Source organism: Micromonospora sp. RTGN7 (genome assembly GCF_033804645.1).
Classification (GTDB): domain Bacteria; phylum Actinomycetota; class Actinomycetes; order Mycobacteriales; family Micromonosporaceae; genus Micromonospora.
Genome location: NZ_JAPZLF010000009.1, coordinates 301,798 through 320,951, shown reverse-complemented (window position 1 = coordinate 320,951; position 19,154 = coordinate 301,798). Strand labels below are relative to the sequence as shown.

Below are 19,154 nucleotides of genomic sequence, written 5' to 3'. Positions count from 1 at the left end.
CTCGCGCGCGCCCGGGTGGGGGGGGCCGCGGGGGGGCCCGCCGCGGGGGGCCGCCCCCCGTCGGGGGGCGGGCCCCCGCGCCTTCGCTCCGCCCCGGCGCCCCGCCCCCCGCCTCTCGTCGAATGATCGTGGCCGAAAAGTAATATGCAAATGCCTCACATCGACGCACCCATTAGCCCCGATTTGATGACCTTTACCGACCGTCCCGCCCGGTTGTCCACACTCTTCGGCCAGTGACAACGGCCGCCTCCTCTGCGAGGGTGGCAGACGAATCTCATGACAGCGCCGACTTCGGTCGAACCTGTCATGTAACAGTTCCAAGGAGGAGGAGGACCTTTGAGGAGACGAGTCACAGCCGGTCTGGCTTCGGCCGCGGCCGTGCTGCTGGCGGCCGGTGTCGTCACGGCCCCGGCGTCCGCCGCCCCGGCGGCAGAACCCACCCCGAGCGCTGACAAGGCCCAGCACCGCAGCGACAACCTCGCCGATCCCAAGGCCGATCAGCACCAGGAGCTGCGCAAGCAGGCGGTCGCCGACCTGCTGGCGGGCAAGGCCAAGCTTCTGACGCGCAACGGGTCGAAGGTCATCCAGGTCAAGAACGACAAGTTCGTCGAGTACCAGCAGGCGCCGAAGACCGACCCGATCTTCACGATGCTGGTCCAGTTCGGCAACCAGACCGACCCGCGGACCGCCGGAAGCGCCGGCCCGAAGGTCAACGAGATCCCCGCGCCGGACCGCAACTGGGACGGCAGCGCCGACGACGACAACAGCACCATGTGGCGGTCCGACTTCAACCGGGCCCACTACATGGACATGTTCTACGGCGAGGGCGAGTCGTTCCGGGACTTCTACCTCAAGCAGTCCGGCGGGCGTTACACCGTCAGCGGTGACGTGAGCGACTGGGTCACCGTTCCCTACAACGAGGCCCGGTACGGCAGCAACGCCATCTCCGAGGCCGACGGCTACTGGAACTTCGTCAAGGACAGCTCCACGTCCTGGTACGACTCCCAGGTCGCCACGGGCAAGACGCCGCAGCAGATCAAGGACTACCTCAAGCAGTTCGACATCTGGGACCGGTACGACTTCGACGGCGACGGCAACTTCAACGAGCCCGACGGCTACGTGGACCACTTCCAGGCGGTCCACGCAGGTGAGGGCGAGGAGGCCGGCGGCGGCGCCGAGGGCGAGGACGCCATCTGGTCGCACCGGTGGGCGGCGTTCCCGAACCTGGCCGGCAGTGCCGGCCCGGCGGGGAACCTCTCCGGCGGCGTGCAGATCGGTAACACCGGCATGTGGATCCGTGACTACACCACGGAGCCGGAGAACGGTGGTCTCGGGGTCTTCGCCCACGAGTACGGCCACGACCTCGGCCTGCCGGACCTCTACGACACCAACGGTGGCGACAACGGGGTGGGCTACTGGAGCCTGATGGCTTCGGGTTCGTGGCTGAGCCACGGCACCGACGACATCGGTTCGACCCCGGGCTACATGGACCCGTGGTCGAAGCTCTTCCTCGGTTGGCTGAACTACTCGACGGTCGACTACGGCAAGGGCACCACCATCCTGCCGCTCGGCCCGGCTGGCGACAGCAACGGGCCGAAGGCCCAGGCGGTCGTGGTGAACCTGCCGCCGCAGACCCAGACCACCTCGTACAACACCCCCTTCGCGGGTGCCAACGAGTGGTGGGGCGGCAGCGCCGACGACCTGAACACCACGCTGACCCGTCAGCTGGACCTGACCGGTACGACGTCCGCGTCGATCACCGCGAAGGCCTGGTACGACATCGAAGAGGACTACGACTACCTGTACGCCGAGGTGTCCACCAACGGTGGCGCCACCTGGGCGCCGCTGAGCAACTCGCTCATCGACGCCGGCGAGACCGGGCTCGACGGCTCCAGCAGCGGCAACTGGGTCGACCTGACCTACGACCTGTCGGCGTACGCCGGGCAGACCGTGCAGTTCCGCTACCGCTACCAGACCGACGGCGGCCTGAGCCTGGCCGGCGCGTTCCTGGACAACATCTCGCTGGTCAAGGGCAGCACCACCGCCTGGACCGACGGCGCGGAGACGCTGGACGCCGCGTGGACCGCCAAGGGCTTCACCCGGATGGGTGGCTCGGTCACCGACTCGTACCCCCGCTTCTACGTCGCGGAGAACCGGACGTACCTCGGGTACGACGACACCCTGCGCACCGGTGGGTACAACTACGGTTTCGCCAACACCCGCCCGAACTGGGTGGAGCGGTTCTCGAACCAGCCCGGCCTGCTGGTCTGGTACGTGAACTACGCGTACGGCAACAACAACACCTCGCAGCACCCGGGCTACGGCTTCAACCTGCCGGTTGACGTCCGCCCGGCCCAGATCAAGATCGGCGACCGCGCCATCACCAACCGGCGCAACGGTTACGACGGCACGTTCAGCTGGTACGCCAAGCCGGCGCAGACCTTCCACATCAACGGGGTGGCGGGCACTGTGCCGAAGCTCAACCCGAACCCGCAGTTCAGCGACAGCCAGATCGACCGTTACTGGTCGGCCGGCAACCCGCAGAACTCGGTGAAGGTGGCCGGTTCCGGCACCACGATCACGATCGTGACGCAGGGCAAGCAGCCGACCAGCAACATGATCGTTGCAGTCAAGAACTGATCTTCCGTGCGACGAAGGGGCCGGTGGCGGCGACGCCACCGGCCCCTTCCTTTTGCGCCGAACCCATTTATCGAAGATTGTCACTGCAATTTTCGGTGGGCGTCCCCGCTACTCAGCCACCCGGGAAGGGCAAGCGGTGTGACACCGAAGCGCATTCACCACAAAAGTTGGCAACAAATCGACGCGTGCATCTTCCCACCCGTCCCACGAAGTTCTATGTTCACCATTGGTCCCACTAGTGGGACGTCTCACCGGCCCGTACCCCCGTTGGGCCGGTTCCCTCACACCGGAGGTACCACGTGCGGAAAGTCGCAGTGGGTCTGCTCGGGCTTTCGCTGACGGCGACGGGGCTGGTGATCGGCACGTCCGCCAGCGCCGCGCCGACGCCGAAGCTCCCGGCAGCCGCCCCGTCGGCCACCGAGGCCGCAGCGGATCACGATCTGCCGGACAAGCTCGAGGACAAGCGCCGCGCGCTTCGCCAGGAGGGGGTCAGCAACGTCCTCTCCGGCCGGGCCAAGGCCCAGAAGATCAATGGCAGCACCGTCGTCAAGGTCGGCGAGACCGCCGGCGGCGCGGCGGCGGCCGTCGGCGCCCGCAGCGCCAAGGCAGGCCAGCAGGACCAGTACGTCGAGTTGGCCCGGGAGCGGACCGACAAGATCTTCGTGATCCTGGCCGAGTTCGGCGACGACCGGGACCCGGCGTACCCGGACAAGGACATGAACCCGACCATCGCGGGTCCGACCACCTTCGACGGGCCGGTGCACAACCAGATTCCCCAGCCCAACCGCGCGGTGGACAACTCGACCGTGTGGCAGGCGAACTACAGCGCGGACTACTTCCGCCAGCTGTACTTCGGCACCGGGCAGGGCGACGAGTCGGTCAAGCAGTACTACGAGGCCCAGTCGTCCGGGCGCTACACCGTGGACGGCCAGGTCACCGACTGGGTCAAGGTCAAGTACAACGCCGCCCGCTACGGCCGCTCGAACGACCCGAAGGCCGACAATGACCCGTCGGGCGACCCGGCGGTCTGCTCGGCCAACAACTGCCAGAACACCTGGGACCTGGTCCGCGACGCCGCCAACCAGTGGGTCGCCGACCAGAAGGCCAAGGGCCGCACCGACGCCCAGATCAAGGCCGACATGCAGTCCTACGACCAGTGGGACCGGTTCGACTACGACGGCGACGGCGACTTCAACGAGCCGGACGGCTACATCGACCACTTCCAGATCGTCCACTCCGGCGGCGACCAGGCCGACGGCGACCCGCACCAGGGTGAGGACGCGATCTGGAGCCACCGCTGGTCGGCGTACAACACCTCGCGCACCGGCCCGGTGAACTTCCCGATCGGCGGCACCCAGATCGGCAACACCGGCATCTGGATCCGCGACTACACGGTCCAGCCGGAGAACGGCGGCCGGAGCGTCTTCTACCACGAGTACGCACACGACCTGGGCCTGCCGGACGACTACAACAACATCAACGGCGGCGACAACAACAACGAGCACTGGACCCTGATGGCCCAGAGCCGGTTGAACGCCAAGGAGGACGCCGGCATCGGCGACCGCGGCGGCGACCTCGGCGCCTGGAACAAGCTCCAGCTCGGCTGGCTCGACTACGAGGTGGTCAAGGCCGGCCAGAAGAAGACCCTGGAGCTCGGCCCGCAGGAGTACAACTCCGCCAAGCCGCAGGCCGCCGTGGTGGTGCTCCCGAAGCGGGAGTACACCTTCGGCTACGGCGCGCCGTTCGAGGGCACCAAGCAGTTCTTCTCCGGCAACGACGACGACCTGGACAACAGCCTGACCAGGACGATCGACCTCACCGGGAAGACCTCGGCGGCGCTGTCGCTCAAGGGCCGGTTCAACATCGAGTCGGGCTACGACTACCTCTTCTTCGAGGCGTCGACCGACGGCGGGGCCACCTGGGCCGCACTGCCCGGCACCGTGGACGGCAGGCCGATTCCGCCGGTGTCGAACACCGACCCGACGCCGGGCCTCAGCGGCAGCAGCGCGGGCCGGTGGACCGACATCAACATCCCGCTGAACTCGCTGGCCGGCCAGGTCGCGCAGTTCCGGTTCCACTACCTCACCGACGGCGGCCTGTCCCCGGGCGGCTTCTTCGGTGACAACATCACGGTGACCGCCGACGGTCAGACCCTGTCCACCGACGGCGCCGAGACCGGCACCGGCGACTGGGCGGCCAAGGGCTGGAGCATCGTCGGGGAGAGCTACACCCAGCTCTTCGACAACTACTACATCGCCGGCAACCGGTCGTACGTCTCGTACGACAAGTACCTCAAGACCGGCCCGTACTACTTCGGCTACGGCACCACCCGCCCGGACTACGTGGACCACTACGCGTACCAGGAGGGCCTGCTGATCTCGTACTGGAACCTCCGGTTCGCGGACAACGACACGTTCGCGCACCCGGGTGAGGGTCGGAACATGATCATCGACTCGCACCCGCAGCCGATCTACAACCTGACCGGCAACCCGTGGCGGGCTCGCGTCCAGGTCTACGACGCGACGTTCAGCCTGAAGAAGGCGGACTCGTTCACGCTGCACATCAACGGTCAGGCCCAGTACGTCCGGGGCCAGGCCGCGCAGCCGCTGTTCGACGACACCAAGCAGTACTGGTACCCGGAGCTGCCGAACCACGGCGTCAAGGTCCCGGCCACCGGCACCAAGGTCAAGGTGCTGGAGCAGAAGGGGACCTCGATCAAGGTCCGCTTCTCCTGATCCACTGATCGACCGCACCACCGCGATGCCCGGGCGAGCCAACTGCCCGGGCATCGCCCTTTTCCACCCGAGAACCGGCAGCGGCCGGATCGGGCGGGCCCACCGGGGTCATAGGCTGTGGACATGACCGAGCAGCGTGGCGGGGCCGTCGACGAGTCCTGCGTCCTCACCGAGGGGCCGTGGACGCACCGGTTCGTGGGCGCGAACGGCAGCCGCTTCCACGTGGTCGAGGCCGGCGCCGGCCCGATGGTGCTCTTCCTGCACGGCTTTCCGGAGCACTGGTGGGCGTGGCACGACATCCTGCCGGCGGTCGCCGACGCCGGGTTCCGGGCGGTCGCGGTCGACCTGCGCGGCTACGGGGCCAGCGACAAACCCCCGCGCGGGTACGACGGCTACACCCTCGCCGCCGACGTCGCCGGACTGATCAGGGGCCTCGGCGAGCGTTCCGCCACCGTGGTGGGCACCGGGGCCGGCGGCATGATCGCCTGGACCGTCGCGTCGTTCCACCCGTCGCTCGTCCGCCGGCTCGTGGTGCTCGGCGCCCCGCACCCGCTCCGGCTACGGGCGGCGATCTTCGCCGACCCGCGCGGGCAGTTCGCCTCCTCGACACCGACCCTGAAGTTCCAGCTGCCCCGGTACGAGCACGTGCTCGCCCGGGACGACGCGGCGGCCGTCGAGGAGATGCTGCGCCGCTGGGGCGGGCCGCGCTGGGTGGACGGGCCTGACTTCGAGGCGTACGCCGAGCGCTGCCGGGAGGCGATGCGGATCCCGCAGGCCGCGTTCTGCGCCCTGGAGGGCTACCGGTGGGCGTTCCGGTCGGTGCTGCGACTGCACGGCTACCGGTTCGTCCGGCTGATGCAGAAGCCCCTGGTCACCCCGACGCTCCAACTGCACGGCGCACGGGACGTCGCCTCCCTGCCGCGCACCGCCCAGGGCTCCGGCCGGTACGTGGTGGCCCCCTACGAGTGGCGGCTGCTGGACGACGTGGGGCACTTCCCGCACGTCGAGGCCCGGGACGTGGTGCTCGGCGAGATCCTGCGTTGGGCCAAGTCCTGACCGACTCGGGCCCGCCTGCGACGGGGCGACGCCCGCCCGATCAGAGGCGCTGCTCGCGCAGGTCGGCGACCTCGCTGGCCGGAGCCCAACCCTGGTACACCCCGAAGTCGAAGATCTCCAGCCCCATCGCGCGGGCGACCGGCCAACGCCCGCCGGTGTATTCCACCCGCAGCCAGCCGTCGTGCTCGGCCAGGACGATGAACGGCTCCCCCTGCCAGGTGCAGGTGGTCCGGACGTACGTCAGCTCGTCGACCTCCGTCGCCGGGAGCACCCGCACATACCGACCGGGGCGGATCTCCTCGAACCCGTCGTCGGTCTCCGGCTGGTACAGCCGGACATCGTCACCGTCCGGGCTGGCCTGGTACTCCCGCCCGTGCCAGCGGGCCACGTAGCCGTCGCGCATCAGGACTCACCGACCCGTCGCCAGAGCAGGGCGTCGGTGTCCAGAATCGCGACCACCCGCTCGGTGCCGTCCGCGCCGATCCGCCACAGCTCCGCCCCGTGCGGGAGCCGGGCGCTGTCCACCTTGAACTCCGCCACCACGTCACTGCTCTCCCCCGGGGCGAAACCGTTGCCCCTGAACGGTGGACGCTCGATGACCCAGCCCTCCATGGCCCGCATGGCGCCCTCGTTCTGCCCGCCGTACGGGATCCGGTAGAGGCTCGGCCGGTGCGCCGGCCAGCGCAGCACGTAGATCTGCTCCGCGTCCTCGAAGAACGGCGAGTCAGGGTAGCCGAGCCCCAGTGCGGCGTGGAGCTCGACGGGGGTGCTCAGGTGGGCCAACTCGTTGGCCCGGTGCACGAAGCCGGAGACCCGGTCGTAGCCGCGCTCCAGGTAGTAGGAGAGCTGACTCGGGGCGATCGCCTTCTGCATCACGACCGGTCGGTTCGGGTCGACGGGCGGCGGGACGTGCCGCGATGTCTGGGTGAACACCTCGGCGGCGGGCGGCTCCGGTTCACTCCCGGCGTCGTCACCGAGCCCCACCTCGGCGGCCCAGTTGGCCAGCGCCACGATCTGCTCGCCGGGCAGCTTCGCCCCCACCGGCGTGTTCGGGTTCACCGCGAACGACCAGGCGTCGTCCGGCCAGCGGCGGATCAGCTGGACGAACTTGACCCGTACGGTCTCCACCGGCTCGTCGACGTGGTCGGCCAGCCGTTCCGGGGAGGTGTGCACCACCACGTACGTCTCGCCGTCCAACTGCTCGGTCCGCCAGACGAAGCCCGGGTCCCCCGGCCGGCTGTCGGGCGCCGAATCGGGTGCGACCGGCAGCAGCACCCGGGCCAGCAGCAGGGTGGACAGGAAGGTGTCGGTGCTGCCGGTGCCGGCGGCGGCGAGCAGGTCCTCCTCCACCTCGTTCGCCGGCTGAAAGTCGGGGGCCGGTGCCGTCGGCTCCGGCTCCGGGCCCGCCGCTCCGCCTACCGCCGGCTCGGCCACGATCGGCTCAGCCACCGCCGGCTTGGCCACCATCGGCTCAGCCACCGCCGGCTTGGCCACGATCGGCTCAGCCACCGCCGGCTTGGCCACCATCGGCTCAGCCACCGCCGGCTCGGTCGGCATGACACCGGCGTCGGGCCCCGCGTCGGCACCCGCGTCGGCGGCGGACAAAGTCGGGCGGAACAGGGACTCGGCCGACGGACCGGGCGCGGGCGGCGCCGACAGGGTGAACAGGGAGGCCGCCGGGCCCGGACCGCCCGTGACGGGCGGCGCGGAGTCGGCTCCGGCGTCGTCCCTGGCCTCTGAAGGCGGCACCGGGTGGCTCTCCACCCTGTCGAAGTCGACCTGCGCCGGGCCGAGACCACCGAACTCCCGGTCGAGGTCGCCCTGACTGAAGACACCCGGGCCGGGGTGGGGCAGCTGGTCGGGCCGGCCGTGATCGGGCGCGGGCGTCGCACCCGGGGCCGGAGCCGCCGGCCGGGGCCCACCGAAGACGGGCGCAGCGGGGGCGGGGCCCGGCGCAGCGAACGGCTCGGTCGCCGGCATGTCCCGCGACTCGATGATCGTTCCCTCGATCACGATGGGCGAGAAGGGGCGGCGGGACGAGGACGGCACGGAGGCCGGCTCGTCGAGCGTGTGCAGGTCCTCCGCCACCTCCTCCCCGGGCCCGGCGACGGGTTGCTCCGGGACGAACCGGGTGGGCTCCTCGTCGGCGGCACCGGGGCGGGGGCGCGGGAACGCCTGGGCGGCGCCTGCTCCCGGACGACGGGGCGGAAGCTCGCCACCCGTCCCGGCACCGCTCCTTCCCGAGGGTCGGGTCGGCTCGGCCCCCCCGTTGCGGCCGAGTGGACGGGTCGGCTCGTCCGCCACCGCGTCGCCGGTCACGCCGAAGGGGCGGGTGGGCTCGTCGTCCGGTGCGGCAGACCGGAACGCCCGGGTCGCCTCGTCCTGGGGCGACGGGCGGGGCGGCTCCGGCGACACGCCGACGCCGGCGCGCAGGGGCTGGGTCGCCTCCTCGGAACCGGCGGCGCCGGTGCGAAACGTCCGGGCCGCATCCCCGGGCCGGAACGCCCGAGTAGCCTCCCCGGAACCGAAAACGCCGGTACGCAGGGCCTGGGTCGCCTCGTCGGGACGGCCGCCACCAGGCCGGAACGCGCGGGTCACCTCATCGGCACCGACGCCACCGGGCCGGAACGCGCGGGTCACCTCATCGGCACCGACGCCACCGGGCCGGAACGCGTGGGTCACCTCATCGGCACCGGCACCATCGGGCTGGAACAGCTCGGCCGGCGGCGCGGCCGGGACCGCCACCGTGGGCGGTTCCGCGGCGGCGGTGGGTCGGAAGCCCTGGGGCGGTTGCTCGGGCGCGTCCGAGGCCGGGCGGCGGCGGGGGAAGGGCTGACCACCGCCGGCGAACCGCGATGGCGGGGCGGCCCGCTCAACGGGACGACGGGGCTCACCGATCGGCCGGCCGGCCCGATTCCGGCCGGACGCCGGCTCGAAGAAGGAGGCGGGCGGGGTAGGCGAGGTGGGCGGTGCCGGGCGTTCGACGGGTCGGCCGTTGCCGCTCGCCGACTCACCGGCCGGCGCCACCTCGGGTGTCCGTCGGCGGGGGACGTTCAACCACCCCGATCCGCTCGGCACGGGGTCGGCCGCCGCCGTTGCGCCGTCGGCCGGCTCGCCGGCCCGGGGCCCGGTGGACACGGGCCGGACCTCCGCACCCGCGCGTGCGTCCCCGTACGGACGGGCGGTTGCGGGCCCGTTCGCCTCGGCGGACGACCGGTACGACGAGGCGGGTGGGGCCGGCTCCGGCGGTGTGATCGCGGGCGGTGTGGCGGTGAAGGGCTCGGTCGTGGGGCGGCCCGAGGGTGCTCCCGGGGCCTGCTGGCCGGGCACCGGAACGTCCCGGCCGGGGACCGCCGCGGTGGCCCGGGTCCTGGCGACGTTCTCCGCGCGTTCAAGGCGGGCCCTGGCCCCCATCGTGCGGCCGGGCAGCCGCACGTCACCCCGGGACAGTTGGGAGACGAACCAGGCGGGAAGATACCCCTCGATGGGTAGGCCCGGGTTGACCGCCAGCCACCACTCGTGGTTCGGCCAGTCGGCGGCGAGGTCGGCGTAGGCGCTGCGCCGGCTGGCCGCAGGACTGCCGCCCAGACATGCCTGCAGCGCGGCGGGAGAGGTGAAGGCCAGCACGTGCGTCCGGTCACCGGTGGTCCAGGTCCCCCAACCCATCGGGGCCTGCCCCGCGAGCGCCTCCGCGGAGACCGGCAACAGCAGGTCGGTGCGGGCCAGGACACGGAAGTAGAGCTCTTGGTTGTTGGCGCGGAGCGCGTCGCGCATCGCCGCTTCGGCCTCGGTAGCCGGCTCCCAGTCGGTCACGGCCACCTCTCCTCCCGTGAACAGGCCATAGGCATCGCGTACAACCTACAAGGTGGTAACAAGATCACAATGGCTGGCCAACGACGCCCCGCCGGGCAACCCGACTGGGTCTAACATCCTGTTCCGGAGCCGACACGATATGGAGGCGATCGATGCCCCGGCCCATCGCGCGCCCGGCCCTCGCCACAGCAGCGGCGGCGGCGGCCCTGCTGACCGCGCTGCCTGCCGGCCCGGCCCACGCGACCGCCCCGGCGCACACGACCGGGCCCGTGGATGCGGCCCGCCCGGTGCCACGCTGCGCCGTCCCGCTCGCTCCCGTGCCGCCCGTCGCGGCCACCCCGTGGCCCCAGCAACGGTACGCCCCCGAACGGCTCTCCGCTCTGGCCACCGGTGCCGGGGTCACCGTCGCGGTGATCGACTCCGGGGTGGACCGGCGCCACCCTCAGCTGGCCGGGCGGGTCCTCGACGGGGCCGACTTCCTCGACGAGGGCGGTGACGGCAGCCGGGACTGCGCCGGGCACGGCACCGGCGTGGCGAGCGTCATCGTCGGCGTGCCCCGCCCCGGCGTCGCGTTCCAGGGGCTCGCCCCCCGCGCCCGGATCCTCCCCGTGCGGGTCAGTGAGCAGCAGGTCGTCGAGGGCCGCGAGTCGGGGCGCACGGTCGACGCGGTGGACTTCGCCCGGGCGATCCGCTGGGCGGTCGACCACAACGCGGATGTGCTGAACCTCTCCGTCGTTCTGTACGCCGACGACCCGGCCGTCCGGGCTGCGGTCCGCTACGCGGTGGCCCGGGACGTGGTCGTGGTGGCCGCCGCCGGCAACCTGCACGAAGGCGGGGACCCCCGCCCGTACCCGGCCGCGTACGACGGGGTGCTCGGCGTGGGCGCGATCGGCCCCGACGGCCGGCGCGCCGGCTTCTCGCAGACCGGCCCATACGTCGACCTGGTCGCCCCCGGCGGTGAGGTGCTGACGGCCGCGCCCGGGCAGGGCCACCGCCGGGCCGAGGGCACCAGCTATGCCGCCCCGTTCGTGGCGGCCACCGCGGCGCTCGTCCGGGAGCACCGGCCGGAACTGACCGCCGCCCAGGTGTCGCAGCGGATCATCGCGACGGCCGATCCCGCCCCGGGCGACGGCTCCGGTGACGGGTACGGCGCTGGGGTGCTCAACCCGTACCGGGCGGTCACCGAGACCGGGGCGGGCCGGGCGGAGCGTGCGCGTCGCGCCGGGTCGCTTCCCGCGGACCGGGCCGATCCGGCCCTGCTCGCTCGGCAAGCCCGGCGCGCGGCGGCCCGGGAGCGGGCGGTGGCCGTCGCCGCCCTCATCGGCGCCACCGTGGCGGGCGTGGTGCTACTCGCCGTGGTGCTCCCTCGGGCCACCCGCCGACGGTGGCGGCCAGCGGCCTGACCCGCCCTCCACGCAGTCCGACGCCGGTCCGCCCGCCGGGAAGGCCGCGCAGCTTACCTCGCGCCATGGCAGACATCAGCGGCGAGCGGCCCCGGGGTGCGACGGGAAAACGGCGAGCCGGGACCGGGCGGAACGGGTAAACCGCGAGCCGGGACGGGGAGGAACGGGAAAACGGCGAGCCGACCCCGGGACGGGACTTCCCGGCGGCACCCGAACTTCCGGCCGGACGCCGCCGGGGACGGCTCACTGGAACAGGTTGACGTTCCGCTTCTCCGTGTCGAGGTAGTCGGACGCGGAGTCGTCGACGGCGAGCTTGATGTCGCGCAGCATCGCCTGAAGGTCCTGCGACGCGGACCGCCACCGGGTCTGGCGCTGCTCGTACGCCTGCCGGGCCTCACCGTCCCAGCTCGCCACCAACGGCGCGGCGTCCCGCTCGAGCTGCCCGAGTTGGTTCTCCAGCGTGTTCAACGCCCGCTGGATGTCCGCGCCGGCCTGCTGCAACGCGGCGAAGTTGACGACCAGCACACCGTGGTCCATCGAATTGTCCCCTTTCCGGGAGGTTCTACAGCGGCAACTGGATGCCGCGGTTGGTGCCGGCGACCCGGCCGGCGGCCTCGCTGTCGGCGATGTCGTACTGCTGGCCAGCGGCGCGGATGGCGGTGGCGGTCTCCCGAAGCGCCCGCTGCAACGCCGACTGGTCCTGCGACCACTGCTGCTTCACCTGCTCGAACGAGCGCCCACCGGCGCCCCGCCAGGCCTGCTGCAACACTTCCAGCTCGGCCAACAGACCGGTCAGCATGGCTTGCAGGGACTGATCCACCTGCTCGAACTTCGCGGCGGCCTGCTGCATCACCGCGGCTTCTGCCTGGGTCTGGGACACCCCGGACGTCACCTCGTCTCCTCGATCGTGGCTGGCCGCCGGCGCGCCCGCTAGTGGACGCACCGCTCATCCCGCCGCACGGGCGGCGCCGGGGTGGGCAAGGCCGGGAACTCGTCGCTGACGGTAGCGGCCCTGTGCGGGTTTTGCTACCCCGCTGCGCTCCCCTGTGGACAACCACGGGCCCCGCCCTGTCGGGCCGGAGTCATACGATGACCCTGCGGTACCGACCGCGCCGGCCCGCCCGTTCGCGGCGTCGCCGGGTGAGCGCTGAGGAGGCGCGGTGACGGCCAGCACGACCACGGCCCCGGCCCAGCGGCGGGCCGCACCACCCGTCGGCCGGGAGCCCACCCCGGCGCACCGGCAGCCGCTGCCACCGCAGTGGATCCCCGCCAGCCTGCGGCGGTCGGCCGGGGCGCGCGCCGGCCAGGTGGTCGCCACGCAGGTGGCGGTGGCGCTGGTCGCCGCCGCGGCCGGCCGGGGGGCGGCACTGACCGGGGCCGCCGTGCTGGTGGCCGCACCGCTGTTGGCAGGCGCGTGGGTCCGGGTCCGAGGCCGCTGGCTCTTCACCTGGCTCGGCGTCGCCGCCGGCCACCTCTCCCGGCGGCACGCCCTGGCCGCCGGTGCCGGCCCGGACGCGCTGCTGGCCCTGGTTTCCCCCGGCGCGACGGTGCGCGAGGCGGAGCTGGCCGGCGGGCCGGCTGCGGTGGTCGACGACGCCGGTGGCCTGATTGCCGTGCTGGAGATCGGTGACCCGGGCGACCTGCTCGGCGACGGCCCCCGGGCCCTCCCCGCGCCGTCGACGCTGCTGCCTCCGGCCTCCCCGGAGCTGCCCCCGGTCCGGCTCCAACTCCTGTTCACCGGCTCCCCCGCCCCGGCCGCCACCGCGGGCGGCAGCACGGTGGCGACGTCATACCGGCAGCTGACCGACGGGCGGCTTGCCGGGCGGGACCGGGCGCTGCTCGCGGTCCGGGCGCTGCGGGTGGACGGGTGGACCGACGAGGACCTGCGGGCCGCCCTCTCCGGGGTGGTCCGGCGGATCATGCGCCGGCTCCGGCCGGTGACCGTGCGCCCGCTCGGCGCGCCCGCCACCCTGCGCGTACTGGCGGACCTGGCCCACCACGACGACGGCGAGCCGGTGCTGGAGTCCTGGCCGACGGTGCGGACCGGGCCGTTGCTGCAGACCACGTTCCGGGTGCGCCGCGGGCCGAACGTGCACACCGACGGCGGACGCCGGCTGGTACCCCGGCTGCTCGTGCTGCCTGCGGCGGCGACCACGGTCTCGCTCTGTCTCGGGCCGCGCACGGGCACCGACGACGCGGACGCACCAGCCGAACTGACCGTACGGGTGGCCGCCTGGACCCCCGGTGAGCTGTCGACGGCGGCGCAGGCCCTGCGGCGGCTGGTGGACTCCGCCGGCGGCGAGGTGGACCGGCTCGACGGCCAGCAACTCCCGGCGCTGGCCGGCACGTTGCCGCTCGCGTCGGCGGTCCCCGGCGCGGCGGTCGACGCCGCCGTTCTGGCCGGCCTGGAGCTGCCGATCAGTGCTGCCGGGCTCGTGATGGGCACCAACCGGCACGGCGGGGCGGTGACGATCCGGCTGTTCCGCCCGGAGGGCACCCGACTGGTGCTGGTCGGCGGGGTGCGGGCCGCGCAGTTGGTGGCCCTGCGGGCGATGGCGTTGGGAGCCCGGGTGGCGGTGCAGACGACCCGGCCGCGCGCGTGGGAGCCCTTCGTGCGGGGCGTCGGCGCGCCCGGAGGGCCGATCCCGGTGCTCCCGCCCGGCCGGCCGGTGGGCATCCCCGCCTCCCCCCTGCGACCGCTGCTGCTGGTGGTGGATGCCGGGCCGGCACCCTCGGCCGCCGGGCCGGAACCGGCCTGGCAGTCCACCCTGGTGGTCCGGGACGACCTCACCCCCGCAGACGTCGAACCGCTGGGCCGGGCGGACCTGGCCGTGCTGCAGCCACTGAGCCCCGCCGAGGCCACACTGGCGGGGGCCGCGCTCGGCCTCGGCGGCTCGGCGGAGTGGCTGACCCGGATCCGGGAGGACATGGTGGCGGTGGTGAACCGCCGGGCGCTGCGGTGGGCGCTGCTCTCGCCGACCCCGATCGAATCGCAGCTGATCGGCCGGCCGGGTCGGGGCTGACCGGGTTCCCCCGGTGGCGGGTCCGTGACACCATCCGTGACCATGGGTTTCCTGATGGGTCTTCTGGTCCGGCTGGGCAGCACGGCGGTAGCCTTCTGGCTGGCCACCCTACTCATTCCGGGCATCACGCTCGACACCGGCTCGGCCACCGAGGCCGTCGCCACGCTGCTCCTCGTCGCGGTCATCTTCGGCGTCGTGAACGCCGTGCTCCAGCCGCTCATCAAGACCGTCGGTTGCGGCTTCTACCTGCTGACCCTGGGCCTGATCGCGGTGGTGGTGAACGGCCTGCTCTTCCTGCTGACGAGCTGGATCGCCGGCGAGGCCGGCCTGCCGTTCCACGTGGATGGTTTCTGGCCGGCCGCGGTCCTCGGCGCGCTCCTCGTCGGAATCGTCACCTGGCTCCTGGGTGCCCTCCTCGACCGCGAGTGAACGTTCGACCGGGTAGCCCCGGACGGTCGTCGTCCCTCGGGTGGTGACCCCCGAGGTCCCGGGGAACTGGGCCGGCTGGCGGGAATTGGCTGGCGGGTGGCCGGGGCGACAGGGTTAGCGTCGGGGCGTGCTCACCCTGACCCGCGAAGACGGCCACCTGCTCAGCACCGACCCGTCCCGGCTCGACCTCGACCTGGTGCACCACTGGCTCTCCACGGACGCGTACTGGGCCCTCGGGCGGGACCGGGAGGCCGTTGAACGGGCGTTCGCCGGCTCGCTGCCGTTCGGCGTCTACCGGCCCGGTGACGGCCGCCAGGTCGCGGTGGCCCGGATGGTCACCGACGCAGCGACCTTCGCCTGGCTCTGCGACGTCTACGTGGACCGGGCGGCCCGGGGTCGCGGGCTGGGCACCTGGCTGGCCGAGGCAGTCCGCGACCACCTGGCCGAGCTCGGCGTACGCCGGATCGTGCTGGCCACCGCCGACGCGCACGAGGTGTACGCGAAGGTCGGCTTCACCCCGGTCGACCCGGGCCGGTGGATGGAGTACGACCAGCGGGTGAGCCGGGTCACCGGAAAGGAACCGGTGGCCGGTTCACCCCTTACGGTGGAGACGTGACCCCGCTCCGCCTCGGATATCTCTACGGCCTCGGCGCGTACCTGCTCTGGGGCTTCTTCCCGCTCTACTTCAAGCTGCTCCAGCCGGCCGGGCCGCTGGAGATCCTGGCGCACCGGATCGTCTGGTCCATGGTGTTCGTGACGCTGCTGCTCGCCGCGCTGCGCAACATCGGCTTCCTGCGCGCACTGGTCCGCCGTCCCCGGACCCTGGCCGGGATCGCCGCCGCAGCCATGCTGATCGCGGTCAACTGGGGCACCTACATCTACTTGGTGAACTCGGAGCGGGTGGTGGAGACCGCGCTCGGCTACTTCATCAACCCGCTGGTCTCGGTGCTGCTCGGGGTGACCGTGCTGCGGGAGCGGCTGCGCCCCGCCCAGTGGCTGGCGCTGGGCATCGGCGCGGCGGCGGTGGGCGTGCTTACCGTCGACTACGGCCGGCTGCCCTGGCTGGCGCTCACCCTGGCGGTCAGCTTCGCCGCATACGGGCTGGTCAAGAAGCGGCTCGGGCTGCCTGCGGCGGAGGGGCTCTTCGTGGAGTCGGCGGTCCTCGCCCTGCCCGCCCTCGGCTACCTCGGCTGGCTCGCCACCACCGGCGACCCCGCGTTCGGCCACGTCTCCGCCGGGCACACCGCGCTGCTGGTGCTGGCCGGGGCGGCGACCGCGATCCCGCTGCTGTTCTTCGCCGGGGCGGCCAACCGGCTACCGCTGACCGCGCTGGGCATGCTCCAGTACGTCGCGCCGATCCTCCAGCTCGGCTGCGGCGTGTTGATCTTCCACGAGCCGATGCCCCCGGCCCGTCTGGCCGGCTTCGCCCTGGTCTGGCTGGCTCTGCTGGTCTTCACCACGGACGCCCTACGCCGCTCCCGCCGCTCCCGCCGCACCGCAACCCCCGCCGATCTTGCACTCGCGGCCCCCGGTTCGCCGGGTTAGTCGGATTCGCCCGGGCCACAACTGCAAGATCGGCGGGGTGGGGGTGGGGTGGGGTTGGGGTGGGGTTGGGGGTGGGGTTGGGGTTGGGGTGGGGTGGGGTTAGTGGGGGTCGTAGGTCAGGACTGGGGTGCCGTCGGCGCGGAGGAGTTCCAGGCGGACCAGTTCGGCGCCGGTGAAGTGGGTTACGCCGGTGAAACGCAGCTCGTCGCCGGGGGCGGCCAGCCAGGAGCCGAGCTGCTCCGTCGCGCCGTCCGGGCCGTGCGCCACCAGCCGGAACGTGTATGCCTCGCGGTGGCCGTCCCGCCGGTCGTACCCGCAGCGCATGGTGACCTCGGTGCCCCACGTGGCACGGGTCAACGCGACCTCGGCGTGCACCGGCACCGCGCCGGCGATCGGCCGCATGGCGGCCATCGTCGCCTGCGGGGTAGGTGCCGGGGTCACCTCGACGGCCGGCCGGGAGGCGCCCGCGCCGAGCCCGGCGAGCAACGCCAGCACGGCGGCGGCCAGCGCCGTCAGGGCGTACCGACGGCGGGTGGCCGACCGCTCGCGGCGCCGGCGGTCTCGCGCGGCGGCCAGCAACGCGGGGACCCACGCGACCTCGGCCGCAGGCTCCAGGAACTGCTCCAGCCCCGCCGGGTCCAGGCGGCCGAGCAGGCCGGGCAGCACGGCGACCTCAGCCACCGATTCCCGGCAGGAGGCGCAGCCAGCCAGATGCCGCTCGTAGGCGGCCCGCTCGGCGGGGGCGAGCGCACCCAGCACGTACGCGCCGTCGTCGTGCGCGAACTCGCAGCGGGTCATTCGGTCACCCCCATCTCGGCCAGCACCAACCGTAGTGAGCGCAACGCGTAGTGGGTGCGGGACTTGACCGTCCCGGGTGGGACGCCCAGCCGCGCCGCCGCCTCGGCCACCGAACGCCCCCGGTAGAAGCACTCGACCAGCACCTCGCGGTGGGTCGGGCTCAGCCGGTTCAGCGCCTCGGCGACCGTCCACGCCTCCACCGCCCGCTCCGCCTCGTCGACCGCCTCCGGGGGCTCAGGCAACTCGTCGGTGAAGACCTCGCCGACCCGGGCGGAGCGCCGCCGCCACGCGTCGATGGCCAGGTTCCGGGCGGTGGTGAAGAGCCACGCCCGCACCGACCCGCGCGCCGGGTCGAGCGACTCCGGGTGCCGCCAGGCCCGCAGCAGCGTCTCCTGCACCAGGTCCTCGGCCCGCGTCCGGTCGCCGTTGACCAGCCGCAGGGCGTGCGAGTAGAGCGCGTCGGCGTGCTCGTCGTGCAGGGCGCGCAGCAGTTGGGCGTCGTGGTCGCTGATGTCGGCCTCCTCGGGCGTCGGGGAGTCCAGCGGTGCGTTCGTCCGAAGGCACGTCCGGCGGCCCCGATCGGTTCACCCGCAGGCCGACGGGTGTTCGTGGCGGTTCAGCACCCGGATGAGATCACCGGCGCGACGGTGGAAAACCCGGCCTCGACCTGGCCGGACGGCGACTACGCCAAGCCCGGTGTGGTGGTCGCCTGGCGCCTCGACGGTGGCCCGATCGGCAGCTGACCCGCCCGCCGCCGGCCCGGCACTCCGCTCACCTGGTCAGCTCTCGCCGGCGGCGGCGTCGGCCACGGCGCGGGCAACGGTGAGCAGCTTGGCCCGGACCACCCGGGCGGAGGTCATCATCTCGCTGGCGGGCAGCGAGCAGGCCAGCACCACCCGGCGTTCCATGTCCTTGTCCGGGGTGACCAGCACCGCGGCGCACGCCACGCCCTGCCGGTACTGCCCCATTTCGAGCTGCATCCCCCGCCGATCGCCGGCCGCCAGGTCCGCCTCGAGCGCCTCCCCGGTGGTCAGGGTGGCGCTGGTGAACGGGCGCATGCCGTACTCCCGCAGGTAGCGGAAGCGCTGCTCGGCGTTGAGGGTGGCCAGCAGCGCCTTGCCGAGCGCGGTGGCGTGCGCCCCCTCGTCGAAGCCCGGGACCAGGTCCTCCAGGTACGGAGAACGGTGCCCCTCGACGACGGCGGTGATCGCCACCTGGCCGCCGACGAATCGGCCCAGGTAGTGGCTATAGCCGGTGTCCAGAGCGGCCCGCCGCAGGCACTCACCGACCGATGCGGGCCCCCGGAACGCGGTGACCAGCTCACGGTAGCGGTCGGCAATCTGCAGCCCGACGATGTACGTGCCGTCCTCCCGACGGATCACGTAACCCTCGTACGCCAGGGTGCGGACCAGGTGGTAGGTGGTGGCCACGGTCAACTCGCAGCGCCGCGCGATCTGCTTGACGGTCAGCCCCTTCGGGGCACGACCGACCGACTCGAGCACACGTAGTGCGCGGGACACGCTCCGGATGAGATCCGAAGGTTCCGCCAAGGGGTCGCGCACAACCACCTCCGCCGAAGGGGACTTACACCATATGAAATCCAGGCGTTCGGCGAAATGCCTGTTCGGATCGACGACGCCAGATCATCCTAAACGGTCAGTGCCTCAAGCGACACGGTGAGTTGTCCGAGGTGGACTCACGTAGGTTTGTGG

General features: G+C 72.6%; 16 protein-coding genes. 9 read left to right on the top strand and 7 right to left on the bottom strand.

Annotated features, from left to right (window positions below; genetic code table 11):
• Positions 1-336: 336 nt before the first annotated feature.
• The 3 genes from SNR22_RS16585 (at position 337) to SNR22_RS16575 (ending at position 6,431) form a co-directional block, all read left to right on the top strand.
• The gene (locus SNR22_RS16585) at positions 337-2,640 is read left to right on the top strand and encodes an immune inhibitor A domain-containing protein (protein ID WP_320067464.1); all 2,304 of its coding nucleotides are present in this window, start codon (positions 337-339) and stop codon (positions 2,638-2,640) included.
• A gap of 314 nt (positions 2,641-2,954) precedes the next feature.
• Positions 2,955-5,375, top strand: coding sequence for an immune inhibitor A domain-containing protein (locus SNR22_RS16580; protein WP_320067485.1), 2,421 nt, complete (start codon positions 2,955-2,957; stop codon positions 5,373-5,375).
• Positions 5,376-5,498: 123 nt separating this feature from the next.
• Positions 5,499-6,431 carry an alpha/beta hydrolase gene (locus SNR22_RS16575; RefSeq protein ID WP_320067463.1) on the top strand — a complete coding sequence of 311 codons (933 nt, stop codon included), beginning with the start codon at positions 5,499-5,501 and terminating at the stop codon, positions 6,429-6,431.
• Between the two features lie 40 nt (positions 6,432-6,471).
• Here SNR22_RS16575 and SNR22_RS16570 read toward each other — a convergent pair whose 3' ends face one another.
• Entirely contained in the window at positions 6,472-6,837 is a 366-nt protein-coding gene (locus SNR22_RS16570; protein WP_320067484.1) for a hypothetical protein, read from the bottom strand.
• Positions 6,834-10,244 (bottom strand): SseB family protein, encoded by a 3,411-nt coding sequence (locus tag SNR22_RS16565; protein WP_320067462.1) that lies wholly within the window; start codon positions 10,242-10,244, stop codon positions 6,834-6,836. The genes SNR22_RS16570 and SNR22_RS16565 overlap by 4 nt, the downstream gene beginning before the upstream one ends.
• A 152-nt stretch (positions 10,245-10,396) precedes the next feature.
• Here SNR22_RS16565 and mycP point away from each other — a divergent pair, with 152 nt between their 5' ends.
• Positions 10,397-11,647: a type VII secretion-associated serine protease mycosin gene (mycP, locus tag SNR22_RS16560; protein WP_320067461.1), complete on the top strand. Its 1,251-nt coding sequence runs from the start codon at positions 10,397-10,399 to the stop codon at positions 11,645-11,647.
• Positions 11,648-11,890: 243 nt separating this feature from the next.
• Here mycP and SNR22_RS16555 read toward each other — a convergent pair whose 3' ends face one another.
• Positions 11,891-12,184: a WXG100 family type VII secretion target gene (locus tag SNR22_RS16555; RefSeq protein ID WP_320067460.1), complete on the bottom strand. Its 294-nt coding sequence runs from the start codon at positions 12,182-12,184 to the stop codon at positions 11,891-11,893.
• A 25-nt stretch (positions 12,185-12,209) separates the two neighbouring features.
• Complete coding sequence (locus tag SNR22_RS16550; RefSeq protein ID WP_320067483.1) at positions 12,210-12,527, bottom strand: WXG100 family type VII secretion target; 318 nt, start codon at positions 12,525-12,527, stop codon at positions 12,210-12,212.
• A 280-nt stretch (positions 12,528-12,807) separates the two neighbouring features.
• Between SNR22_RS16550 and eccE the strand changes: the two genes are divergently transcribed.
• The 4 genes from eccE to rarD all read left to right on the top strand — a co-directional run bounded on the left by eccE (position 12,808) and on the right by rarD (position 16,644).
• The gene (eccE, locus tag SNR22_RS16545) at positions 12,808-14,670 is read left to right on the top strand and encodes a type VII secretion protein EccE (RefSeq protein WP_320067459.1); all 1,863 of its coding nucleotides are present in this window, start codon (positions 12,808-12,810) and stop codon (positions 14,668-14,670) included.
• A gap of 42 nt (positions 14,671-14,712) precedes the next feature.
• A complete protein-coding gene (locus SNR22_RS16540) occupies positions 14,713-15,099 on the top strand; it encodes a phage holin family protein (protein WP_320067458.1) in 387 nt (128 codons plus the stop codon).
• A gap of 127 nt (positions 15,100-15,226) precedes the next feature.
• A complete protein-coding gene (locus SNR22_RS16535) occupies positions 15,227-15,715 on the top strand; it encodes a GNAT family N-acetyltransferase (protein ID WP_320067457.1) in 489 nt (162 codons plus the stop codon).
• Entirely contained in the window at positions 15,712-16,644 is a 933-nt protein-coding gene (gene rarD, locus SNR22_RS16530; protein WP_320067456.1) for an EamA family transporter RarD, read from the top strand. The genes SNR22_RS16535 and rarD overlap by 4 nt, the downstream gene beginning before the upstream one ends.
• A 99-nt stretch (positions 16,645-16,743) precedes the next feature.
• On the opposite strand, the gene SNR22_RS16525 is transcribed toward rarD, so the two are convergent.
• The gene (locus tag SNR22_RS16525) at positions 16,744-17,442 is read right to left on the bottom strand and encodes a zf-HC2 domain-containing protein (protein ID WP_320067455.1); all 699 of its coding nucleotides are present in this window, start codon (positions 17,440-17,442) and stop codon (positions 16,744-16,746) included.
• Positions 17,439-17,933, bottom strand: coding sequence for a sigma-70 family RNA polymerase sigma factor (locus tag SNR22_RS16520; protein ID WP_320067482.1), 495 nt, complete (start codon positions 17,931-17,933; stop codon positions 17,439-17,441). The genes SNR22_RS16525 and SNR22_RS16520 overlap by 4 nt, the downstream gene beginning before the upstream one ends.
• Between SNR22_RS16520 and SNR22_RS16515 the strand changes: the two genes are divergently transcribed.
• Positions 17,886-18,185, top strand: a complete 300-nt coding sequence (locus SNR22_RS16515) for a hypothetical protein (RefSeq protein ID WP_320067486.1) — start codon at positions 17,886-17,888, stop codon at positions 18,183-18,185. The two genes, SNR22_RS16520 and SNR22_RS16515, sit on opposite strands and share 48 nt — an antisense overlap.
• Positions 18,186-18,221: 36 nt before the next feature.
• Here SNR22_RS16515 and SNR22_RS16510 read toward each other — a convergent pair whose 3' ends face one another.
• Positions 18,222-19,004 carry an IclR family transcriptional regulator gene (locus SNR22_RS16510; protein WP_320067454.1) on the bottom strand — a complete coding sequence of 261 codons (783 nt, stop codon included), beginning with the start codon at positions 19,002-19,004 and terminating at the stop codon, positions 18,222-18,224.
• Between the last annotated feature and the right edge of the window lie 150 nt (positions 19,005-19,154).